The organism is Pseudomonas sp. Y5-11 (genome assembly GCF_022368695.1).
GTDB classification, from domain to species: domain Bacteria; phylum Pseudomonadota; class Gammaproteobacteria; order Pseudomonadales; family Pseudomonadaceae; genus Aquipseudomonas; species Aquipseudomonas parakoreensis.
In genome coordinates this window covers 1368928-1389700 of the sequence record NZ_CP058974.1, presented here as the reverse complement: position 1 = coordinate 1389700, position 20773 = coordinate 1368928, and the positions used below count along the sequence as shown (strand labels likewise).

The following is a 20773-nucleotide window of genomic DNA, read 5'->3' as shown; positions in this document are numbered from 1 at the left end:
GCGAGCGAGTGCTGTGCACTCGAGCGGGAGCAAGCTCCCTCGCCACAGTGGGGATGTGTTCAATGCATAACCCTTGCGCCGTGATTCCGGTCTACAACCATGAAACCGTGATCGGCACCGTGGTCGACGCCCTGCTCGCCCAGGACCTGCCGTGCATTCTGGTGGACGACGCCAGCACCCCGTCGTGCGCGCGCGTGCTGGATGCGCTGGCCGAACGTGATCAGGTGCATCTGGTGCGCCTGACCCTCAATCAGGGCAAGGGCGGCGCGGTGATGACCGGCTTGCGCGAAGCGGCGCGTCTGGGCTTCACCCATGCCCTGCAAGTGGACGCCGATGGCCAGCACGACCTGCACGACGTCGCGCGTTTCATCGCGCAATCCCGCGCCCACCCGGACGCCATGATCTGCGGTTATCCACTGTTCGACGAGAGCGTGCCCAAGGGCCGTTTGTACGCGCGTTATCTGACTCATGTGATGGTCTGGATCAACACGCTGTCGCTGCAGATCCGCGATTCGATGTGTGGCTTTCGCGTCTATCCGCTGGCCCCGACGCTGGCGCTGATCGACTCGGCACGAGTCGGCAAGCGCATGGATTTCGACTCCGACATCCTCGTGCGCCTGGCGTGGCGCAACCAGCCGATGCGCTGGCTGCAGACCAGCGAGCATTACCCGCTGGATGGCGTCTCGCACTTCCGCCTGTTCCACGACAACGCGCTGATTTCCAGCATGCACACCCGGCTGTTCTTCGGCATGCTGCTGCGCCTGCCCGTCATCCTCTGGCGCCGGTGGCGCACATGAGCGTCGAGACCGACAAGAAACACTGGGCCGACCGCGAAGAGCGCGGCAGCTTCCTGCTGATGAAATTCACCGCAGTCGCCGCCAAAGTGCTTGGCCGACGCCTGCTCAGTCCACTGCTGTACGGCATCGTCCTGTACTTCTTCCTGTTCGGCCGTACCGCGCGCAACAGTGCCTGGCAGTACCAGCAACGGCTGGCTGACTGGAGCAACCGCGGCGAATTGCGCCCGAGCTACTGGCGCGTGTTCCGCCAGTTCATGGCGTTCGCCGATTCGCTGCTCGACAAGCTCGACGTGTGGAACGGCAAGCTGCGCATCGAGCAGATCGAAATCATCGACCCGGCCCTGCTGCGCAATCAGCTGCGCGGCAGTCGCGGGCAACTGCTGGTCGGCGCGCATCTGGGCAACCTCGAAGTGTGCCGCGCCCTGGCCGAGATCGGCGAAAAGGTCACCATGAACGTGTTGGTGCACACCAAGCACGCCGAGCAGTTCAACCGCTTGCTGGGCGAGGCCGGGGCAACCAATCTGCGCCTGATTCAGGTCAGCGAACTGGACCCGGTGATCATGCTGCAACTGCACGAACGCCTGGAGCGCGGTGAATGGCTGGCGATTGCCGGCGACCGCGTGCCGTTGCACGGCGGGCGCAGCGTCACCGTGGATTTTCTCGGCCACCCGGCAGCGTTTCCGCAAGGCCCGTGGCTGCTGGCCGGTTTGCTCAAATGCCCGGTCAACCTGCTGATGTGCCTGAAACAACCGGACGGTCACTATCGCCTGACCCTCGAACCGTTTGCCGACAGCGTGGTGTGGACGCGCCGTGAGCGCGAGCAGGTCATTCATCAGTGGGCCACCCGCTATGCGCAGCGCCTGAGTCACTATTGCCTCGAAGCCCCGCACCAATGGTTCAACTTTTACCCTTTCTGGAAGACCGATGACGACGCCAACCCATGAGCCGGTAACTTTCGGCGAACGCCCTTTGCGCATCGAAGACGTGCTGGCCCTGGCCAACCGTCAGGCGCCCGTGCAGTTGCAGAGCGACGCCGCTTACCGCGAGCGCATCGCCAAAGGCGCACGGTTCCTCGATTCGCTGCTGGACAAGGAAGGCGTGATCTACGGCGTGACCACCGGTTACGGCGATTCCTGCGTGGTCGCGGTGCCGCTGCATCACGTCGAAGCATTGCCGCGTCATCTCTACACTTTCCACGGTTGCGGGCTGGGCAAGCTGCTCGACGCCCAGGCCACCCGCGCCGTGCTGGCAGCGCGCTTGCAGTCGCTGTGCCACGGCGTGTCCGGGGTGCGAATCGAACTGCTGGAGCGCCTGCATGCCTTCCTTGAACACGACATCCTGCCGCTGATCCCCGAAGAAGGTTCGGTCGGCGCCAGCGGTGATCTGACGCCGCTGTCCTACGTCGCCGCGACCCTGTCCGGCGAGCGCGAAGTGTGGTTCCGTGGCGAGCGTCGCCAGGCTGCCGACGTGCATCGCGAACTCGGCTGGACGCCGCTGGTGCTGCGCCCGAAAGAAGCGCTGGCGTTGATGAACGGCACCGCAGTGATGACTGGTCTCGCGTGCCTGGCCTTCGCCCGCGCTGACTATCTGCTGCAACTGGCCACGCGCATCACCGCGCTCAACGTGGTCGCGCTGCAAGGCAATCCGGAACACTTCGACGAGCGTCTGTTCGCCGCCAAGCCGCATCCGGGACAGATGCAAGTCGCCGCGTGGCTGCGCAAGGATCTGGCAATCGACGCGCCGACCGCGCCGCTGCATCGCCTGCAGGATCGCTACTCGCTGCGCTGCGCCCCGCACGTGCTCGGGGTGCTGGCCGACAGCCTGAACTGGCTGCGCTCGTTCATCGAAACCGAGCTCAACAGCGCCAACGACAATCCGATCATCGACGCCGAAGCCGAGCGCGTGCTGCATGGCGGGCACTTCTACGGCGGGCACATCGCATTCGCCATGGACAGCCTGAAAAATCTGGTGGCCAACGTTGCCGATCTGCTCGACCGACAACTCGCGTTGCTGGTGGACGAGCGCTACAACCACGGCTTGCCGAGCAACCTGTCCGGTGCTCCGGCGGAGCGCGCCATGATCAATCACGGCTTCAAGGCCGTGCAGATCGGCACCAGTGCCTGGACTGCCGAAGCGCTGAAAAACACGATGCCGGCCAGCGTATTCTCACGCTCCACCGAGTGCCACAACCAGGACAAGGTGAGCATGGGCACCATCGCCGCCCGTGACGCGATCCGCGTGCTGGAGCTGACCGAACAGGTCGCCGCCGCCACGTTGCTCGCGGCCAATCAAGGCGTGTGGTTGCGCGGTCGTGATGAAGACGCGCGTGCGCTGCCACCTTCGCTGGCCGCCATGCACGAAGAGCTGGCCAAGGACTTCCCGCCGGTCATCGAAGACCGTGCACTCGAAGGCGAATTGCGCCTGTGCCTGCAACGTATCGCCGAGCAACACTGGAGGCTGCATGCGTAGCGCCGGAGTGCTGCACGCCGACACGGAAATCCTCGTGCCGTTTTTTGACGTCGACACTATGCATGTGGTCTGGCACGGGCATTACGTCAAATACCTGGAAGTGGCGCGCTGCGCGCTGCTCGACCAGATCGGCCACAACTACACGCAGATGTCCGAGTCCGGTTACGCCTGGCCGATCATCGACCTGCAATTGCGTTACGTGCGTGGCGCGGTGTTCGGCCAGCGTTTGAACGTGCGCGCCAGTCTGGTGGAGTGGGAGAACCGCTTGAAGATCAATTATCTGATTACCGACCTGCAGACCGGCGAGCGCCTGACCCGTGCCAGCTCGGTGCAGGTGGCGGTCGAGATCAGCAGCCGCGAAATGCAACTGGCTTCCCCCAAAGTGTTCACCGACGCGGTGCAGAGGATGCTGCGATGAACCTGTTCTGCAAAGGCCTTGGCGCGCTGGCGCTGCTCGCCGTGTCGACGCTGGCCAACGCCTTCGACCTGCAGCAGCTCAGCGAGCAACTGGCGAAACCGGAAGTGATCCACGGCCAGTTCATTCAGGAAAAGCACCTGCGCGCGCTGCCTCAGCCGTTGCTCAGCAAGGGTAGCTTCGTGCTGGCGAAAAACCACGGTCTGCTCTGGCTGCTCAAGACCCCGCTGCAACAGGATTACCGCATCACCGCCAACGGCATCGCCCGTCGTGACGGCAACGCTTGGCAGTTGCTGCCGAACAAGAGCGCCGGTGCCGAACAGAACCGCTTGTTCCTCGCTGTGCTGCAAGGTGACAGCAGCGGCTTGCAGCGGGATTTCGAACTGGCCCTGAGCGGCGACGCACAGCAGTGGAAACTCACCCTGACCCCGCGTTCGCTGCTGCTCAAGCAAGTGTTCAATCAGATCAATATCAACGGTGGTGAGCTGGTACAGACCATCGAACTGCTGGAAACCCAGGGCGACAGTACCGTGCTGCGCATGCAGGACAGCACTGCAAACCAGCCGTTGAGCGAAGCGGAGCAACATGACTTTGCCGAGTGAGCGCAGGCTGCCGTGGCTGTTTCTGATCCTGCTGCTGGCGGTTGTCGCGCTGGCCGGGTGGCAGTGGCGCGACGGTGCGCCGCTGTCGGCCAACCTCATGGAACTGGTGCCCGGGACCAACCCTGACGCCCTCGAACTGCGCGCCGAACAGCGCATGCAGGAGCCGCTCAATCGGGAAATGCTGGTGCTGGTCGGGCACACCGATCGCCAGCAAGCGCTGGCCATGGCGCAAACCCTCGGCGAGCAATGGCAGGCCAGCGGTCTGTTCGAAAAGGTCCAGTGGAACCTGCAGGCGGATCTGCCGGCGCTGCGCACGCAACTGCTGCAAGGGCGGCTGGCGATGCTCTCGGCGGATGATCGGCAACTGCTGACCGAGCATCCCGATGCGTTCATTCAACAACGGGTGCAGGCGCTGTTCGACCCGTTCAACGGTTTCACCTTGGTACCGAGCCAGGACGACTGGCTGGGCCTGACCGGACGCATCCAGAACAGCCAGCCGAAACACGGCGCGGTGCAACTGGACATCGGCAGCGGCGCACTGGTCGCCGATGCCGACGGCAAGAGCTGGGTGCTGCTGCGCGCGCGTACCACCGGCAATGCCTTCGATATGAACCTGCCGCTGAAAGTCGCCGATCTGCTGCAGCACAGTCGCGAGCAAGCAGCGAAATCCGATGTACACCTGTTGGCCGCCAGCGGTCTGCTGTACGCCGCCAACGGTCAGCAGCAAGCCACCCGCGAAATGACCTGGGTCGGCGGCGGCGCCACCCTCGGTATTCTGCTGTTGCTGCTGTTGGCGTTCCGCCGCTGGCGGGTGCTGCTGGCGTTCGTGCCGGTGCTGGTGGGCATGCTGTTCGGCGCGGTGGCCTGCGTCGCGGTGTTCGGCCACATGCATGTGATGACGCTGGTGCTCGGCTCCAGCCTGATCGGCGTGGCGGTGGATTACCCGCTGCACTATCTGTCGAAAAGCTGGAGCCTCAAGCCGTGGCGCAGTTGGCCGGCGCTGCGCCTGACCCTGTCCGGGCTGACGCTGAGCCTGATCACCAGCGCCATCGGTTATCTGGCACTGGCCTGGACGCCCTTCCCGGCGCTGACGCAAATCGCGGTGTTCTCCGCTGCCGGCCTGCTCGGTGCTTACCTGTCGGCGGTGTGCTTGCTGCCGGCCCTGCTGAAAAACGTTGAGCTGCAACCGGCGCAATGGCCGCTGCGCCTGGCCGAGCGCTTGGTGCAACTGCGCGAAAACCTGCTCGAACACGTGCGCACCCCGGTGCTGCTGGCGCTGCTGATCGCCTTCTGCGCTGGCGGTCTGGTGCAGCTGCAAAGCAAAAACGACATTCGCCAATGGGTCGGTGCGCCGCAACGCCTGACCGATGAAGCCCAGACCATCGCGCGCATCACCGGTTATCAGCCGACCAGCCAGTTCTTCCTCGTGCGCGGCGCCAATCAGCAGGAATTGCTGGAGCGTCAGGCCGCGTTGAGCGAGCGTCTGCAGCAACTGGTCAACCTCGACAAGCTGCAAGGCTATCTGGCCCTCGACCAACTGCTCAGTCCGCCGAGCCAGCAACAGCAAGTGCGCGAAGCGCTGAGCAAACTGCCTCAATACTGGCAGCCGTTGCTCGACCTTGGCGTACCGCTCGCGGCGTTGCAAACCGAGTTGCAGCAGTTGCAGAACCTGCCTGCCGAAGACATCGACGCAGCACTGGCCGGGCCGTTGGGCGAGCCTTACCGCACGCTGTGGCTCGGCCCGACCGAAGACGGCGTGGCGGCGATGACCAGCCTGCAGGGCCTGAACAATCCGTCACTGCTGCGAGTGCAGGCGCTGGACTTGCCGGGGGTGATGCTGGTGGATCGGCTCGGTGAATTGAACAATGTATTCGCCGCGACCCAGATCAGCGCCGCCGAACTGAAACTCGCCTCCTGCGTGTTGATCGTGCTGGTGCTGATCGTGCCGTTCGGCTTCGGCGGCGCGTTGCGCATCGTCGCCCTGCCGCTGCTGGCGGCGCTGTGCAGCCTGGCCAGCCTCGGCTGGCTCGGTCAGCCACTGACCCTGTTCAGCCTGTTCGGCCTGCTGCTGGTGACGGCGATCAGTGTCGATTACGCGATCCTGATGCGTGAACAGGTTGGCGGTGCGGCAGTGAGTCTGCTGGGCACCCTGTTGGCGGCGCTGACGACCTGGCTGTCGTTCGGTCTGCTGGCCGTTTCCAGTACGCCGGCGGTGAGCAATTTTGGCCTGGCAGTGAGCCTCGGTCTGGCCTTCAGCTTCATTCTCGCGCCGTGGGTCGGGCGCCACGTCCACAGCACCAGCGTCGCGGAGCCGGCAGCGTGACGGTCGCCGGCTTCTGGTTGATGGCCCTGGCGCTGTTCGCCGTGGCGACCCGTGTCGGTCGGCATGTCGGCCTGATCCCGATCGTCAGCCAGTTGCTGCTGGCCAGCTTCGGTTTGCCGCTGCTGATGTATTTCTGGATCGAACCGGACTGGCAGCTCAGCGGCGCCGAACTGATTGCGCCGGGGTGGCTGAAAGACCTCTACAGCCTGAGTTTCGCGCTGTTGCTCGGGCACATTCTCAGTGATGTGATCGACCTGCGCCTGGACCGCCAGAGCGTGAAAATCGCCGTGCCGAGTTTTGTTGTACCGTTCGCCTGCGGCCTGGCCGCCGCCTGCTGGCTGCTGCCGGCGCAACCGTGGCTGAACTCGCTGGCAATCGGGCTGGTGTTCGCGATCACCGCGATCCCGGTGCTGTACCTGTACCTGCGCCACATCGACTATCCGCCCGCCGCCACCCGGCGCCTGGTGCAGACCGCAATTCTCATCGACCTGACCTGCTGGACGCTGTTCGGTCTCGCCCAGGGCAGCCTGCATCTGAGCAGTCTGTTGCTGCCGCTGGGACTGGCCTGCGTGCCGGTGCTGCTGCATCTGCTGCGCGTGCGTCGTCCGCTGACCTACAGCCTCGGCTTCTTTGCGCTGCTGGTGCTGGCCGAACATTACAAACTCAACGCACTGATTTTCGGCATCGGTTATCTGCTGTGCATGGCCTTGCTGAAAGTGCCGTTGGTGCTGCCATTGCCGGCGCGGTGGATGAGCCGCTTGCAGACGTGGATCGCGATCCCGCTGATCCTGACCTTCGGCATCGTGCAGATCGACGTGCACAGCGCCCTGGCCAGCCTCGGCGCGGTGCAATGGGCGGCGCTGCTGCTGTTGCCGATTGCCAGTAAACTGCTCGGCAACTGGCTCGGGCTGGGCTGGGCCGGTGCATCGTTCGAAGGCGCCAGCCGCTGGCGCGAAAGCGTGCTGCTGAACATTCGCGGGCTGAGCGAAATCGTCTTTCTCAACCTGTTGCTGCAACAACAGCTCATCAGCCCGGCGCTGTACTTCGCGCTGATGCTGATGGGCCTGATCGCGACGCTGTTGCCGGCCCTGATCGGCCTGCACCGCGCGCCTATGAAAACCAGCGCCACTGCGCCCGGGAGCTCACGTGCCAATCGTTGAAATGGAATCCCGTCAGGTCGTGATCATTGGCGCGGGCCCGTCCGGGGCCATCGCCGCCGCGTTGCTCAAGCGCCAGGGCCACGATGTGCTGGTGATCGAGCGCCAGCATTTCCCAAGGTTTTCCATTGGTGAAAGCCTGCTCAGCCATTGCCTGGATTTCGTCGAAGAGGCCGGCATGCTCGACGCTGTCAACGCCGCCGGCTTCCAGCGCAAGACCGGAGCTGCCTTCGCTTGGGGCGAGCGCTACAGCGCCTTCGATTTCAGCGACACCTTCACCGCGGGCAAGCCGACCACGTTCCAGGTGCAGCGCGCCGATTTCGACAAGCTGCTGGCTGATCAGGCTGAATTGCAGGGTGCCGAATTCCGTTACGGCGATGCCATCGTCAGCGTCGATTTCGACCGGGCCAGACCGCAGCTTGACGTGCTGCGCGAAGACGGCAGCGAGTACCGCATCGAAGCGGACTTTGTGCTCGACGCCAGCGGTTACGGGCGCGTGCTATCGCGTTTGCTTGATCTGGAAGCGCCGTCGAATTTCCCGGTGCGCCAGGCAGTATTCACCCACGTTGAAGATCACATCGATAACCCGGCCTTCGACCGCGAGAAGATCCTCGTCACCACCCACCCCGAGCACCGCGACATCTGGTTCTGGACGATCCCGTTCAGCAACGGGCGCTGCTCGGTGGGCGTGGTGGCTGCTGCCGAGCACTTCAAGGGGCGCGACAGCGATCTGGATGCCTGCCTGCGCGGTTTCATCGGCGAAACGCCGAGCCTCGCCGCTGTATTGAACAATGCGGTGTGGGACACCCCGGCGCGCACCCTCGGCGGTTATGCGGCCAATGTGAAAACCCTGCACGGCCCGGGCTTCGCCCTGCTCGGCAACGCGGCGGAATTTCTCGACCCGGTGTTCTCTTCGGGCGTGACCATCGCTATGCGTTCAGCGAGCATGGCCGCCGCCGTCCTGCACCGGCAGTTGCAGGGCGAAACCGTCGACTGGCAGCGCGAGTTCGCCGAGCCGCTCAAACGCGGGGTCGACACCTTCCGCTGCTATGTCGAGGGCTGGTACGCCGGTACCTTCCAGGACGTGATTTTTTATCAAGACAGCCAGGCAGACATCCGCCGGATGATCTGCTCGATCCTCGCCGGTTACGCCTGGGATGAACGCAACCCGTTCGTCAGCGAAGCGCGTCGCCGGTTGAAGATGATTTCCGAACTCTGTGCAAAGGACGCCCCATGAATTACTTGAGCGACAGCTACGTCGAGGAAACCCGCTTCGGTTTCTGGTTCCTGCGCAGCCACACCTGGCAGCACCATGTGTTGCGCGTGGCGATCAACGACTTGCGCGGGTTGTTCAGCGAGTCGCTGCCAGCCAATCCGGTGCTGCTGGACGCTGGTTGCGGTCAGGGCAAATCGTTCCGCCATCTGCGCCAGACCTTCGCCCCACAGCGTCTGATCGGCGTCGACGCCGACCCGCACAGCCTGCAATTGAGCGCCGAAGAAGCGGCGCGGCAGGGCTTCGACGTCGAGCTGATCGGTAGCGACTGCGCGACGCTCAAGGTGGCCGATGCCAGTGTCGACCTGCTGTTCTGCCATCAGACCTTTCATCACCTGGTGGAGCAGGAAAAAGCCCTCGCCGAGTTCTACCGCGTGCTCAAACCGGGTGGTTATCTGCTGTTCGCCGAGTCCACCGAGGCTTACATTGATACCTGGGTGATCCGCTGGCTGTTCCGCCATCCGATGCAGGTGCAAAAGAGCGCGGCGCAGTACCTGGAAATGATTCGCCAACAGGGATTCGAGTTCAGCGAGCGCAATGTTTCGTACCCGTATTTGTGGTGGAGCCGGTCGAAGGATTTCGGACTGCTGGAGCGATTCGGATTGCGCCGGCCCAAGCCGTTTGGCGAGCGTGAGGAAACGTTGGTGAACGTTGTCGCCCGCAAGCCATTGCAGGAATCCATCTGATGTACCACTTTCGATCAGCACAGCTAAACCCCTGTGGGAGCTGGCTTGCCAGCGATAGCGGTGTGTCAGTTAACCAAAATGCTGGATGTGCCGCCGCCATCGCTGGCAAGCCAGCTCCCACAAGGTTTGCGGTATGGCTGATTTTAGTGGCATTTGCTTTGCTGAGTGGTTGCGCCAGCCAGGCCCCGCTGCCCGCGAGCGCACCGACGCTGCCGTTACCTCTGCAACTGCACATCGAACGCCAACAGGCCGATCAGCGTCAGGACTGGCTGTTGGTGATCCAGCGCGAAGGCCCCGGCATCCGCTGGTCGATGATGGATCCGCTGGGCATTCCCCAGGCCCGTCAGCAACTGATCGACGGGCGCTGGCAGGCCGACGGGCTGCTGCCGCCCAATCCCGAAGCCCGGGAGCTGTTTGCCGCGCTGCTGTTTGCCCTGACCCCGTCCGGCGAACTGGCACGCACTTACCCCACCGCGCAGCAGCAGGGCGAGCAACGCACGCTGGCGCCGCGCTGGACGATCCGTTATGCACAACCGTTGAGTTTCCAATTGAATCTGCCCCAAGGCCCGCACTATCGGGTTTCTCCTCTCGGTGAACCGACGCCATGACTGCCTACCTCAATGCCCTCGGCGTGATCTGCGCGCTGGGCCGCGACAAGCAACAGGTCGCGCAGAACCTGTTTGCCGGTGACTGCTCGGGCATGCGCCGCGAGTCCGGCTGGGTTGCCGAGCGTGAATTGCCCGTGGCGGCGGTGCATGGTGAGCTGGCGGCCATTCCGGCCGAACTGGCCGACCAGCACAGCCGCAACAATCAACTGCTGCTGGAAGCCGCGCTGCAGATTCGCGAGGACATCGACCGGGCCATCCAGACGTATGGTCGCGAGCGCATCGGCGTGGTGCTCGGCACCAGCACCTCGGGGATCGACGAGGCCAGCCGCGGGCTGGCGCACTACCTTCGCGAGCAGCAGTTCCCTGGCGAGTACGACTATCGGCAACAGGAACTCGGCGCGCCGGCGAATTTTCTCGCCGATTGGCTGCAACTCAGCGGCCCGGCCTACGTGATTTCCACCGCCTGCACGTCCAGTGCGCGGGCGTTGATGAGCGCACAGCGCCTGCTCGATCTGGGCCTGTGCGACGCGGTGCTGTGCGGCGGGGTCGACAGCCTGTGCAAACTGACGCTCAACGGTTTCAGCGCGCTGGAAGCGGTGTCCGACCAGCGCTGCAATCCGTTCTCGGCCAACCGCAACGGCATCAACATCGGTGAAGCGGCAGTGCTGTTTCTGATGAGCCAGCAGCGCAGCGACGGCCCGGCCATTGCCCTGCTCGGCAGCGGCGCCAGCTCCGACGCGCACCATATTTCCGCGCCGGAACCGAGCGGCCGCGGCGCCCTGCAAGCGATGCAGAAAGCCTTGAGCCGCGCACAGTTGCAAGCGGCGCACATCAGCTACCTGAACCTGCACGGCACCGCGACCCAGCACAACGATGCGATGGAAAGTCTGGCAGTCGCCACGCTGTTCCCTGACGGCGTGGCCTGCTCGTCGACCAAGCCGATGACCGGTCACACCCTCGGCGCGGCCGGTGCGCTGGAAGCAGCGTTCTGCTGGCTGAGCCTGAGCGCCGACAACCCGCAACAAGCCTTGCCGCCCCACGTCTGGGACGCCCAGCCTGACCCCGACTTGCCGGCGCTGAAGTGGGTGACCGCGAGCGAACGCCTGTCGTCCATTGCACCCCGCTACCTGATGAGCAATTCGTTTGCCTTCGGCGGCAACAACGTCAGCCTGATTATCGGAGACGCTCCATGAATGACTGGCCGCTCGCCGAACTGCTGCCCCACGCTGGCGACATGATCCTGATCGACCGCATCCTCAGCTTCGACGAAGAGCAGATCCACACCTGCCTTACCGTCAAGCCCGACGGCTTGTTCAACCTGCCAGACGGCAGCCTGCCGGCGTGGGTCGGCATCGAGTTGATGGCGCAAAGCGTAGCCGCCTTCGCCGGTTGCCACGCACGGCAGAAGGGCAACCCGGTAGCGCTGGGTTTCCTCCTCGGCACGCGTAAATTCGAGTGCAACGTCGAAGCGTTTCCGGCCGGCAGCGAACTGACCATCCACGGCATCCGTTCGCTGGAAGACGACAACGGCATGGGTGTTTTCGAATGCCATATCAACGCCCCCGGCATTGAGGCCAGCGCACGGTTGAACGTGTTCCGCCCGCCGCAGCCCAGCCAATATCTTGAACAAACCAGGGAGTCGAACGATGACTGAATCCGTATTGGTCACCGGCTCCAGCCGTGGTATCGGCCGCGCCATTGCCTTGCGTCTGGCGCAGGCCGGGCACGACATCGTCCTGCATTGCCGCAGCGGCGTTGCCGAAGCGCAAGCGGTGCAGGCCGAGATCAAAGCGCTGGGCCGTCACGCACGCATCCTGCAATTCGACGTCGCCGACCGCGAAGCCTGCAAAACCATCCTTGAAGCTGACGTCGAAACCCACGGCGCTTATTACGGCGTGGTGCTTAACGCCGGCCTGACCCGCGATGGCGCTTTTCCGGCGTTGAGCGATGACGATTGGGACGTGGTGCTGCGCACCAACCTCGACGGTTTCTACAACGTCCTGCACCCGGTGATGATGCCGATGATCCGTCGTCGCGCCGCTGGTCGGATCGTCTGCATCACCTCGGTGTCGGGTTTGATCGGCAACCGTGGCCAGGTCAACTACAGCGCCTCCAAGGCCGGAGTGATCGGCGCCGCGAAGGCGTTGGCGATCGAACTGGGCAAGCGCAAAATCACCGTTAACTGCGTCGCACCGGGCCTGATCGACACAGCGATGCTGGATGAAAACGTGCCGGTGGAAGAACTGATGAAAATGATCCCCGCACAACGCATGGGCACCCCGCAAGAGGTCGCCGCTGCGGTGAATTTCCTGATGTCGGCGGAAGCCTCGTACATCACCCGTCAGGTCCTGGCGGTCAACGGAGGCCTGTGCTGATGAAGCGCGTCGTCGTCACCGGCATGGCCGGCATCACTTCGCTTGGCAGCGACTGGCAGACCATCGCCGGCAACTTCGCGGCCAACCGCAGCGGCATTCGCCGCATGCACGAGTGGGACCGGTTCAGCGAACTCAACACCCGTCTGGCCGGGCCGATCGATGATTTTCTCGTCCCGGCGCACTGGACCCGCAAGCAACTGCGCAGCATGGGCCGGGTCTCGCGGCTGGCCGTAGGCGCGGCAGAACAGGCACTGGCCGACGCCGGCCTGCTCGGCGATGAATCGATCAAGGACGGGCGCATGGGCGTTGCCTGCGGTTCGTCCACCGGCAGCACCGACGAGATCAAGGCCTTCGGCAACATGCTGCTCAATTCGGTGGCCGAAGGCCTCAACGCCAACTCCTACGTGCGGATGATGCCGCACACCACCGCGGCCAACATCAGCATCTTCTTCGGCCTCACCGGGCGCCTGATCCCGACGTCCAGCGCCTGCACCAGCGGCAGTCAGGGCATTGGCTACGCGTATGAAGCGATCAAGTTCGGACGGCTGCCGCTGATGCTCGCCGGCGGCGCCGAAGAGCTGTGCCCGACCGAAGCGATGGTCTTCGACGCGCTCTACGCCACCAGCCTGAAAAACGATGCGCCACAGACCAGCCCGCGACCGTACGACAAGGGCCGCGACGGTCTGGTGATCGGCGAAGGCGGCGGCATGCTGGTGCTCGAGGAGCTGGAACATGCGCTGGCTCGCGGTGCGCGCATCCATGCCGAGATCGTCGGTTTCGGCAGCAACGCCGACGGCCAGCACACCACGCGCCCGGAACAGGTCACCATGCGCCGCGCCATGGAGCTGGCGCTGGAAGACGCCGGGCTGACGCCGGACGCCATCGGTTACGTCAATGGTCACGGCACCGCTACAGAACAGGGCGACATTGCCGAAACACTGGCGACCAGCAGTCTGTTCGGCGAACACATGCCGATCAGCTCGCAGAAGAGTTTCCTCGGCCACACGCTGGGGGCCTGCGGCGCGCTGGAGTCGTGGTTCAGCATCGAAATGCTCAATCGCGACTTGTATGTGCACACGCTCAACCTCGACGAGGTCGATCCGCACTGCGGCAAGCTCGATTACCTGCGCGGCGAATTCCGCCAGATGCATCACGACTACGTGATGAACAACAATTTCGCTTTTGGTGGCGTCAACACCTCGTTGATTTTCCGCCGCTGGCACTGACCGCAACACGTTTGGAGTGAAGGGAATGACTCAGTTTCACCGCATCGCCGCCCTGCTGGCCCTGGCCTTGGTGCTCGGCGGTTGCACCAGCAAACCGGTTTACAACGCCAAGGAAGAATTTTCGCCCAACCTCGGTTTCACCCAGGCGCAGATGAGCCGCGCCATCGTCACCGCGCTCAACGACCGCCAGTGGGTGGTGCAGTCGGTTCGCCCGGGCATGATCAAAGCGGCGATCACGGTACGCGGCCGCCACCACGCCGAGGTCGACATCCCGTTCAGCCCGACCTCGTTTGAAATCGACTACCGCAGCAGCTACGGCCTCGACGCCAAGGACGGCAAGATCCACGGCAACTACAACCGCTGGGTCAACCGCCTGCGCGACAACGTGCTCAAGGAACTGTCGATCAACCCGGACATCGAGTTCGTCAACGACCTGGGCATCGTCAAGCAAGGCGCCGACGAGCCGACCTACCTGAGCTTTCGCGAGGGCGTCAAACGCGCCACCGACGCCGGCCTGCTGGACGGCAGCGTGAAGTTCTACCTGGCCGGCGAAACCCTGCCAAAGCAGGTGCGCAAACTCGACACCGTGAGCAGCAGCCGCAAGACCAACGGCTCGAACAAATCCGACACCGACGCCTGCTTCTGGGCCCTGCAATCGGCCCTCGCCACCCTGCAGAACGCCGCGAAAAAAGCCGACGCCAACGCGGTGATCAACATCGCCAGCGTCGACCAGCGCGACCTGTACAAAGACACCGAAAAATTCCAGTGCCGCGCCGGTATGGTGGTGTCGAGCGTGGCGTTGCGTGGGGATTTGGCGCACGTTGATTGACTGAGTGAATCCAATCCTGTGGCGAGGGGATTCATCCCCGATGGGTTGCGTAGCGGCCCCGAAACCTGAGAACCCGGAGCATCAGGCATACCGAGTTCACTGGTTTTACGACGGCTGCGCCGCCGATCGGGAATAAATCCCCTCGCCACAAGGTGTTGTCTCCATTTCTGCATCTACACTCGCTCAACAGGCCCTCATTCAACGCCTGCCGGAACGGCGAGCCCCCATCGATCAAGCACTCGCGGTTCTCTTTCACCGTCAAGGAGATGACCATGCAAGTGAAAGCTCTGATCGCCGCCACGCTTCTCGGGCTATTGCCCAGCGCCAGCCACGCCACCAACCTGATGTACATGCCGTTCGAAACCGTGCTTTCGGATGCGATTCGCGCCGGACGGCTGGATGGCAGTGTGAAGTTTTATCTGATCGGCAACGGGCCGCAGGGCACGCAGCAGTTGTTGCGCCGGGATGTGGTCAGTGATTTGCGCACCAACGGCTTCAACAAGAGCGATCACGATTCCTGCGAGTGGGTGCTGCAGTCGAACCTGATCAAGTTGCAGGCCGACGCCAAGCGGGTCGGGGCGAATGCGGTGGTCAATATCGTCAGCTATTACGACCAGCATGTGCGCAAGGATTTGAATACCTATGAGTGTCGGGCCGGGGTGTTTGTGACGCGGGTGGCGTTGAAGGGGGATCTGGTGCGGTTGCCCTGAAATATGCGGTGTTCGGGCGAGCGTCTTCGCGAGCAGGCTCGCTCCCACCTTGAAATGCGTTGCCCTGTGGGAGCGAGCCTGCTCGCGATTTGATTGCGCAGCAATCAAGCGTTTGAAGGTTCGACTTTACGCGTCAGCAGTTCGACAAACGCCTTGGCCATCGGCGATTTCTGATCCTTGCGCTGCACCAGCCACACCGCCGACACCGCCTCCGGATCGAGCAGCGGTCGATAGACCACGCCGTCGATGCGCATCCGCTGGTAGGACGCCGGCAATACCGAAACCCCAAGCCCCGCTGCGACCAATCCGATGATGGTCATCGCCTCACCGGCCTCCTGGGCAAAATGCGGGCTGAACCCGGCATCGCGGGCCAGACTGAGCAGTTGCGCATACAGCCCGCTGCCGTAGCTGCGCGGAAAGAACACGAACGGCTCCAGCGCCAGCGCCGAGAGAAACAGCCCCTCTTCACTGCCTTGGGCCAGCGGATGCTTGGAGCTGAGCACCGCCACCAAGGGCTCGCGCATCAGCTCAACCACGCTCAGCGAATCCGGCAAACCCAGCGGACGCATGATGCCGACTTCGATCGATTCATCCACCAGCGCGTCCGCGACCATGGTGCTGCTCATCTCCCGCAGGTTCAGGTGCACTGCCGGGAAACGCTGACGAAAGGAAAAAATCGCTTGGGGAATGGTCGAGTTGAACGGCGCTGACGAGGTGAAGCCAATTTTCAATTCGCCCAGTTCACCGAGTTGCGCACGCCGGGCGACGTCCGCCGCTTTGTCGACTTGAGCCAGCACCAGCCGCGCTTCCTGCAGAAACAATCGGCCGGCCTCGCTCAGCTCGACCCGACGATTGGTGCGTTCGAACAACCGCGCGCCGACCTCTTGCTCCAGCGCCTGAATCTGCTGGCTCAGCGGTGGCTGGGAGATCCCCAGCACCTGTGCGGCGCGGCCGAAATGCAATTCTTCGGCGACGGCGATGAAGTAGCGCAGATGACGCAATTCCATGGACACCCCATTAGGTCGTTAAAGCTATCAAACAGGTCGAACAATATATTGGATAGAAACATTAGCCAGCTATATGATTTTTTCATTGCCTGCCTGGCCGTGCCCTCCGAGGTCTGATGTGAAAACCGCCGCCGCCCCTCTTGCCCATGAAGTTCCGCCTGCCGCGGCGGACGATGTGATCGCCGAGCTGCAGGAGATCTACATCGAAAAAGGCACGCCGATGTTCATGCGCACAGTGCTCGCGCTGTTCAGTGGCGGCTTCGCGACCTTCGCTTTGCTGTATTGCGTGCAGCCGATGATGCCGCTGCTGTCCCACGAGTATGGAATCAACGCGGCGCAGAGCAGCCTGATTCTGTCGGTGGCGACCGGCATGCTGGCCTTCGGTCTGCTGATCACCGGGCCGATCTCCGACCGCGTCGGGCGCAAACCGGTGATGGTCGCGGCACTGTTCGCCGCCGCGTTGTGCACGATCGCCAGTTCGATGATGCCGAGCTGGCACGGCGTGCTGATCATGCGCGCGCTGATCGGGCTGTCGCTGAGCGGCCTGGCGGCGGTGGCGATGACCTATCTGAGCGAAGAGATCCACCCGCAGCACATCGGCCTGGCGATGGGCCTGTACATCGGCGGCAACGCGATTGGCGGGATGAGCGGACGCTTGATTACCGGGGTGTTGATCGACTTCGTCAGCTGGCACACGGCGATGCTGGTGATCGGCGGCCTGGCGTTGGTCGCGGCAGCGGTGTTCTGGAAGATCCTCCCCGAATCGCGCAACTTCCGCTCACGCTCGCTGCACCCACGCAGCCTGCTCGACGGCTTCACCATGCACTTTCGCGACGCCGGCCTGCCGCTGCTGTTTCTTGAAGCCTTTGTGCTGATGGGCGCATTCGTCACTCTGTTCAACTACATCGGCTATCGCCTGCTGACGGCACCGTACAACCTCGATCAGGTGTTCGTCGGCTTGTTGTCGGTGGTGTACCTGTCGGGCATCTACAGTTCGGCCAAAATCGGTTCGCTGGCGGACAAACTGGGGCGCCGTAAAGTGCTGTGGGCAACCATCGCACTGATGTTCGCCGGCCTTGCGCTCACGATGTTCACACCGCTGTTGCTGGTGATCGTCGGCATGCTGATCTTCACGTTCGGCTTCTTCGGCGCGCACTCGGTGGCGAGCAGCTGGATCGGCCGGCGCGCGACCAAGGCCAAGGGCCAGGCGTCGTCGTTGTACCTGTTCAGTTATTACGCAGGCTCCAGCATTGCCGGGACGGCGGGTGGGGTGTTCTGGCATTTGGGCGGCTGGAATGGCATCGGCCTGTTTATTGGTGCGCTGTTGCTGGTGGCACTGCTGGTGGCGTTGAAACTGGCGAAGTTGCCGCCACTTGGTGGTGTGAAAGCTTAAAAGCAAAAGATCGCAGCCTGCGGCAGCTCCTACAGGGAAACGCGAATCCCAATGTAGGAGCTGCCGCAGGCTGCGATCCTTTGATCTTGTACAAAAACGCCCGGCATTGGCCGGGCGTTTTTTATTGGGCGTCGATCACTCGTGATACTGCGCTGACAACTCGTGCACCGCACGCAGGAACGCGCCCGCATGCTCCGGATCGACCTCTGGGGTGATGCCGTGGCCGAGGTTGAACACGTGGCCGCTGCCCTTGCCGTAGCTGGCCAGAATGCGCCCGACTTCGGTGCGGATCGCTTCCGGTTTGGCGTAGAGCACGGTCGGGTCCATGTTGCCTTGCAGCGCGACCTTGTAGCCAACACGGGCGCGGGCATTGCCGATGTCGCAGGTCCAGTCCAGGCCCAGTGCGTCGGCGCCGGCCTCGGCGATGCTTTCCAGCCAGAGGCCGCCGTTCTTGGTGAAGAGGATCACCGGCACCTTGCGCCCGTCGTGTTCGCGAATCAGGCCGCTGACGATTTTCTTCATGTAGGCCAGGGAGAATTCCTGATACGCCGCCGCCGACAGGTTGCCACCCCAGGTATCGAAGATCTGCACCGCTTGCGCGCCGGCCTGGATCTGCCCGTTGAGGTACGAGGTCACCGACTGCGCCAGCTTGTCCAGCAGCAGGTGCATGGCTTGCGGGTTGTCGTAGAGCATCGCCTTGGTCTTGCGGAAGTCTTTCGACGAACCGCCTTCGACCATGTAGGTCGCCAAGGTCCACGGGCTGCCGGAGAAGCCGATCAGCGGCACACGGCCGTTCAGCTCACGGCGGATGGTGCTGACCGCGTCCATCACGTAGCCGAGATCCTTGTGTGGATCCGGGATCGGCAGCGCTTCGATGTCGGCCAGGGTGCTGACGACTTTCTTGAAGCGCGGACCTTCACCGGTCTCGAAGTACAGGCCCTGGCCCATGGCATCGGGGATGGTGAGGATGTCGGAAAACAGGATCGCCGCGTCCAGTTGCGGGTAGCGGTCGAGCGGTTGCATTGTGACTTCGCAAGCGAATTCCGGATTCATGCACAGGCTCATGAAATCACCGGCCTGGGCACGGCTGGCGCGGTATTCAGGCAGGTAGCGGCCGGCCTGGCGCATCATCCACACCGGGGTGACGTCAACGGGTTGCTTGAGCAGGGCGCGGAGGAAACGGTCGTTCTTCAGGGCAGTCATGTCGGCATCCGGAAAAAAAGTGCGGGCATTTTCTCAGAGCGCGACGCAAAAGGCACGGATGCAGGTCAGCCTTTTGTCTATCGGGTCAATTTATTGCGTTGGAAATGCGTTATCAGCAACACCGAGAAACAACTGTGGGAGCGAGCCTGCTCGCGAATAGGCCGGTACATCCAACATTGAAGTTGGCTGACAGACCGCTTTCGCGAGCAGGCTCGCTCCCACAGGGTTATTGCGTTTGGCTCAGGGTCTGAGGTCAGACGCCCAGGTAATCGAGGATCCCTTCAGCCGCATTGCGCCCTTCGAAGATCGCCGTCACCACCAGGTCGGAACCGCGCACCATGTCGCCACCGGCGAAGATTTTCGGGTTGCTGGTCTGGTGCTTGTACTGACCTTGCTCAGGCGCGACGACGCGGCCCTGGCTGTCGGTCTGGATTTCGAACTGTTCGAACCACGGTGCCGGGCTTGGACGGAAACCGAAGGCGATGACCACGGCGTCGGCCGGGATGATCTCTTCGGAGCCCGGGATCGGCTCGGGGCTGCGACGGCCACGGGCGTCCGGTTCGCCGAGACGGGTCTCGACCACCTTCACGCCTTCGACCTTGTCTTCACCGACGATCGCGATCGGCTGACGGTTGTAGAGGAATTTCACGCCTTCTTCCTTGGCGTTCTTCACCTCTTTGCGCGAGCCGGGCATGTTCGCTTCGTCACGACGATAGGCGCAGGTCACCGACTTGGCGCCCTGACGGATCGAGGTGCGGTTGCAGTCCATCGCCGTGTCGCCACCACCGAGCACCACAACCTTCTTGCCTTTCATGTCGACGAAATCTTCCGGCGACTTTTCAAAGCCCAGGTTGCGGTTGACGTTGGCGATCAGGAAGTCCAGCGCGTCGTAGACGCCCGGCAGATCCTCACCGGCAAAGCCGCCCTTCATGTAGGTGTAGGTGCCCATGCCCATGAACACCGCATCGTATTCGGCGAGCAGTTGCTCCATGGTCACGTCCTTGCCGACCTCGGTGTTGAGGCGGAATTCGATGCCCATCCCGGTGAAGACTTCGCGGCGATTGCTCAGCACGGTCTTCTCAAGCTTGAACTCGGGAATGCCGAAGGTCAGCAGACCGCCGATTTCCGGGTTCTTGTCGAACACCACCGGGGTCACGCCGCCACGCACCAGCACGTCAGCACAGCCCAGACCCGCCGGGCCTGCACCGATGATCGCGACACGCTTGCCGGTCGGCTTGACCTTGGACATGTCCGGGCGCCAGCCCATGGCGAACGCGGTGTCGGTGATGTACTTCTCGACCGAACCGATGGTCACCGCACCGAAACCGTCGTTGAGGGTGCAGGCACCCTCGCACAGACGATCCTGCGGGCAGACCCGGCCGCAGACTTCCGGCAGGGTGTTGGTCTGGTGCGACAGCTCGGCAGCCTGGAGGATGTTGCCCTCGGCCACCAGCTTCAGCCAGTTGGGAATGAAGTTGTGCACCGGGCACTTCCATTCGCAATACGGGTTGCCGCAACCCAGGCAGCGGTGGGCCTGGTCGGCCGACTGCTGGGGTTTGAACGGTTCGTAGATCTCGACGAACTCTTTCTTGCGTTGACGCAACAGTTTCTTCTTCGGATCCTTGCGCCCGACATCGATGAACTGGAAGTCGTTATTCAGACGTTCAGCCATTGTTAAAACCTCATCAAACTCTTCAGGC

Annotated in this window: 20 protein-coding genes; 17 read left to right on the top strand and 3 right to left on the bottom strand. The window is 63.1% G+C overall.

Features of this window, described 5'->3' with window-relative positions:
* Positions 1 to 62 precede the first annotated feature (62 nt).
* From HXW87_RS06190 to HXW87_RS06115, 16 genes are all read left to right on the top strand, one after another.
* Positions 63 to 797, top strand: coding sequence for a glycosyltransferase family 2 protein (locus tag HXW87_RS06190; RefSeq protein WP_239778589.1), 735 nt, complete (start codon positions 63 to 65; stop codon positions 795 to 797).
* Positions 794 to 1741: a glycosyl transferase gene (locus tag HXW87_RS06185; protein WP_239778588.1), complete on the top strand. Its 948-nt coding sequence runs from the start codon at positions 794 to 796 to the stop codon at positions 1739 to 1741. The genes HXW87_RS06190 and HXW87_RS06185 overlap by 4 nt, the downstream gene beginning before the upstream one ends.
* Positions 1722 to 3266: an aromatic amino acid ammonia-lyase gene (locus HXW87_RS06180; RefSeq protein WP_145596004.1), complete on the top strand. Its 1545-nt coding sequence runs from the start codon at positions 1722 to 1724 to the stop codon at positions 3264 to 3266. The genes HXW87_RS06185 and HXW87_RS06180 overlap by 20 nt, the downstream gene beginning before the upstream one ends.
* Positions 3259 to 3684 (top strand): acyl-CoA thioesterase, encoded by a 426-nt coding sequence (locus tag HXW87_RS06175; RefSeq protein ID WP_047290910.1) that lies wholly within the window; start codon positions 3259 to 3261, stop codon positions 3682 to 3684. Before HXW87_RS06180 ends, HXW87_RS06175 begins: the two co-directional genes overlap by 8 nt.
* Positions 3681 to 4283, top strand: a complete 603-nt coding sequence (locus tag HXW87_RS06170) for an outer membrane lipoprotein carrier protein LolA (RefSeq protein WP_095667734.1) — start codon at positions 3681 to 3683, stop codon at positions 4281 to 4283. The genes HXW87_RS06175 and HXW87_RS06170 overlap by 4 nt, the downstream gene beginning before the upstream one ends.
* Entirely contained in the window at positions 4267 to 6606 is a 2340-nt protein-coding gene (locus HXW87_RS06165; RefSeq protein WP_239778587.1) for an MMPL family transporter, read from the top strand. The genes HXW87_RS06170 and HXW87_RS06165 overlap by 17 nt, the downstream gene beginning before the upstream one ends.
* The gene (locus tag HXW87_RS06160; RefSeq protein WP_239778586.1) at positions 6603 to 7766 is read left to right on the top strand and encodes a sodium:proton antiporter; all 1164 of its coding nucleotides are present in this window, start codon (positions 6603 to 6605) and stop codon (positions 7764 to 7766) included. Before HXW87_RS06165 ends, HXW87_RS06160 begins: the two co-directional genes overlap by 4 nt.
* Positions 7753 to 9000, top strand: coding sequence for an NAD(P)/FAD-dependent oxidoreductase (locus HXW87_RS06155; protein ID WP_239778585.1), 1248 nt, complete (start codon positions 7753 to 7755; stop codon positions 8998 to 9000). Before HXW87_RS06160 ends, HXW87_RS06155 begins: the two co-directional genes overlap by 14 nt.
* The gene (locus HXW87_RS06150; RefSeq protein WP_239778584.1) at positions 8997 to 9722 is read left to right on the top strand and encodes a class I SAM-dependent methyltransferase; all 726 of its coding nucleotides are present in this window, start codon (positions 8997 to 8999) and stop codon (positions 9720 to 9722) included. Before HXW87_RS06155 ends, HXW87_RS06150 begins: the two co-directional genes overlap by 4 nt.
* Complete coding sequence (locus tag HXW87_RS06145) at positions 9722 to 10330, top strand: hypothetical protein (protein WP_179294947.1); 609 nt, start codon at positions 9722 to 9724, stop codon at positions 10328 to 10330. Before HXW87_RS06150 ends, HXW87_RS06145 begins: the two co-directional genes overlap by 1 nt.
* Positions 10327 to 11523, top strand: a complete 1197-nt coding sequence (locus tag HXW87_RS06140; protein ID WP_239778583.1) for a beta-ketoacyl-[acyl-carrier-protein] synthase family protein — start codon at positions 10327 to 10329, stop codon at positions 11521 to 11523. Before HXW87_RS06145 ends, HXW87_RS06140 begins: the two co-directional genes overlap by 4 nt.
* A complete protein-coding gene (locus tag HXW87_RS06135; protein ID WP_239778582.1) occupies positions 11520 to 11984 on the top strand; it encodes a hotdog family protein in 465 nt (154 codons plus the stop codon). Before HXW87_RS06140 ends, HXW87_RS06135 begins: the two co-directional genes overlap by 4 nt.
* On the top strand, positions 11977 to 12705 hold the full coding sequence (gene fabG / locus HXW87_RS06130) for a 3-oxoacyl-ACP reductase FabG (RefSeq protein WP_239778581.1): 729 nt from the start codon (positions 11977 to 11979) through the stop codon (positions 12703 to 12705). Before HXW87_RS06135 ends, fabG begins: the two co-directional genes overlap by 8 nt.
* On the top strand, positions 12705 to 13931 hold the full coding sequence (locus HXW87_RS06125) for a beta-ketoacyl-ACP synthase (protein ID WP_095667740.1): 1227 nt from the start codon (positions 12705 to 12707) through the stop codon (positions 13929 to 13931). Before fabG ends, HXW87_RS06125 begins: the two co-directional genes overlap by 1 nt.
* Before the next feature lie 25 nt (positions 13932 to 13956).
* Positions 13957 to 14760, top strand: coding sequence for a hypothetical protein (locus HXW87_RS06120; RefSeq protein WP_239778580.1), 804 nt, complete (start codon positions 13957 to 13959; stop codon positions 14758 to 14760).
* A gap of 272 nt (positions 14761 to 15032) precedes the next feature.
* Positions 15033 to 15470, top strand: coding sequence for a hypothetical protein (locus tag HXW87_RS06115; protein ID WP_003220915.1), 438 nt, complete (start codon positions 15033 to 15035; stop codon positions 15468 to 15470).
* 104 nt (positions 15471 to 15574) lie between these two features.
* Here the strand turns inward: HXW87_RS06115 and HXW87_RS06110 are convergent, their stop codons facing one another.
* A complete protein-coding gene (locus tag HXW87_RS06110; RefSeq protein WP_239778579.1) occupies positions 15575 to 16477 on the bottom strand; it encodes a LysR family transcriptional regulator in 903 nt (300 codons plus the stop codon).
* 118 nt (positions 16478 to 16595) lie between these two features.
* Here HXW87_RS06110 and HXW87_RS06105 point away from each other — a divergent pair, with 118 nt between their 5' ends.
* The gene (locus HXW87_RS06105) at positions 16596 to 17870 is read left to right on the top strand and encodes an MFS transporter (protein WP_239778578.1); all 1275 of its coding nucleotides are present in this window, start codon (positions 16596 to 16598) and stop codon (positions 17868 to 17870) included.
* Positions 17871 to 18005: 135 nt separating this feature from the next.
* On the opposite strand, the gene hemE is transcribed toward HXW87_RS06105, so the two are convergent.
* Positions 18006 to 19073 (bottom strand): uroporphyrinogen decarboxylase, encoded by a 1068-nt coding sequence (gene hemE / locus HXW87_RS06100; RefSeq protein ID WP_239778577.1) that lies wholly within the window; start codon positions 19071 to 19073, stop codon positions 18006 to 18008.
* Between the two features lie 253 nt (positions 19074 to 19326).
* Complete coding sequence (locus tag HXW87_RS06095; RefSeq protein ID WP_007909438.1) at positions 19327 to 20745, bottom strand: FAD-dependent oxidoreductase; 1419 nt, start codon at positions 20743 to 20745, stop codon at positions 19327 to 19329.
* Between the last annotated feature and the right edge of the window lie 28 nt (positions 20746 to 20773).

Bases quoted from the DNA above. Each gene is read 5' to 3' on its own strand.
- HXW87_RS06190 (WP_239778589.1), top strand. From the start codon at position 63: ATGCATAACCCTTGCGCCGTGATTCCGGTCTACAACCATGAAACCGTG.
- HXW87_RS06185 (WP_239778588.1), top strand. From the start codon at position 794: ATGAGCGTCGAGACCGACAAGAAACACTGGGCCGACCGCGAAGAGCGC.
- HXW87_RS06180 (WP_145596004.1), top strand. From the start codon at position 1,722: ATGACGACGCCAACCCATGAGCCGGTAACTTTCGGCGAACGCCCTTTG.
- HXW87_RS06175 (WP_047290910.1), top strand. From the start codon at position 3,259: ATGCGTAGCGCCGGAGTGCTGCACGCCGACACGGAAATCCTCGTGCCG.
- HXW87_RS06170 (WP_095667734.1), top strand. From the start codon at position 3,681: ATGAACCTGTTCTGCAAAGGCCTTGGCGCGCTGGCGCTGCTCGCCGTG.
- HXW87_RS06165 (WP_239778587.1), top strand. From the start codon at position 4,267: ATGACTTTGCCGAGTGAGCGCAGGCTGCCGTGGCTGTTTCTGATCCTG.
- HXW87_RS06150 (WP_239778584.1), top strand. From the start codon at position 8,997: ATGAATTACTTGAGCGACAGCTACGTCGAGGAAACCCGCTTCGGTTTC.
- HXW87_RS06145 (WP_179294947.1), top strand. From the start codon at position 9,722: ATGTACCACTTTCGATCAGCACAGCTAAACCCCTGTGGGAGCTGGCTT.
- HXW87_RS06140 (WP_239778583.1), top strand. From the start codon at position 10,327: ATGACTGCCTACCTCAATGCCCTCGGCGTGATCTGCGCGCTGGGCCGC.
- HXW87_RS06135 (WP_239778582.1), top strand. From the start codon at position 11,520: ATGAATGACTGGCCGCTCGCCGAACTGCTGCCCCACGCTGGCGACATG.
- fabG (WP_239778581.1), top strand. From the start codon at position 11,977: ATGACTGAATCCGTATTGGTCACCGGCTCCAGCCGTGGTATCGGCCGC.
- HXW87_RS06125 (WP_095667740.1), top strand. From the start codon at position 12,705: ATGAAGCGCGTCGTCGTCACCGGCATGGCCGGCATCACTTCGCTTGGC.
- HXW87_RS06120 (WP_239778580.1), top strand. From the start codon at position 13,957: ATGACTCAGTTTCACCGCATCGCCGCCCTGCTGGCCCTGGCCTTGGTG.
- HXW87_RS06115 (WP_003220915.1), top strand. From the start codon at position 15,033: ATGCAAGTGAAAGCTCTGATCGCCGCCACGCTTCTCGGGCTATTGCCC.
- HXW87_RS06110 (WP_239778579.1), bottom strand. From the start codon at position 16,477: ATGGAATTGCGTCATCTGCGCTACTTCATCGCCGTCGCCGAAGAATTG.
- hemE (WP_239778577.1), bottom strand. From the start codon at position 19,073: ATGACTGCCCTGAAGAACGACCGTTTCCTCCGCGCCCTGCTCAAGCAA.
- HXW87_RS06095 (WP_007909438.1), bottom strand. From the start codon at position 20,745: ATGGCTGAACGTCTGAATAACGACTTCCAGTTCATCGATGTCGGGCGC.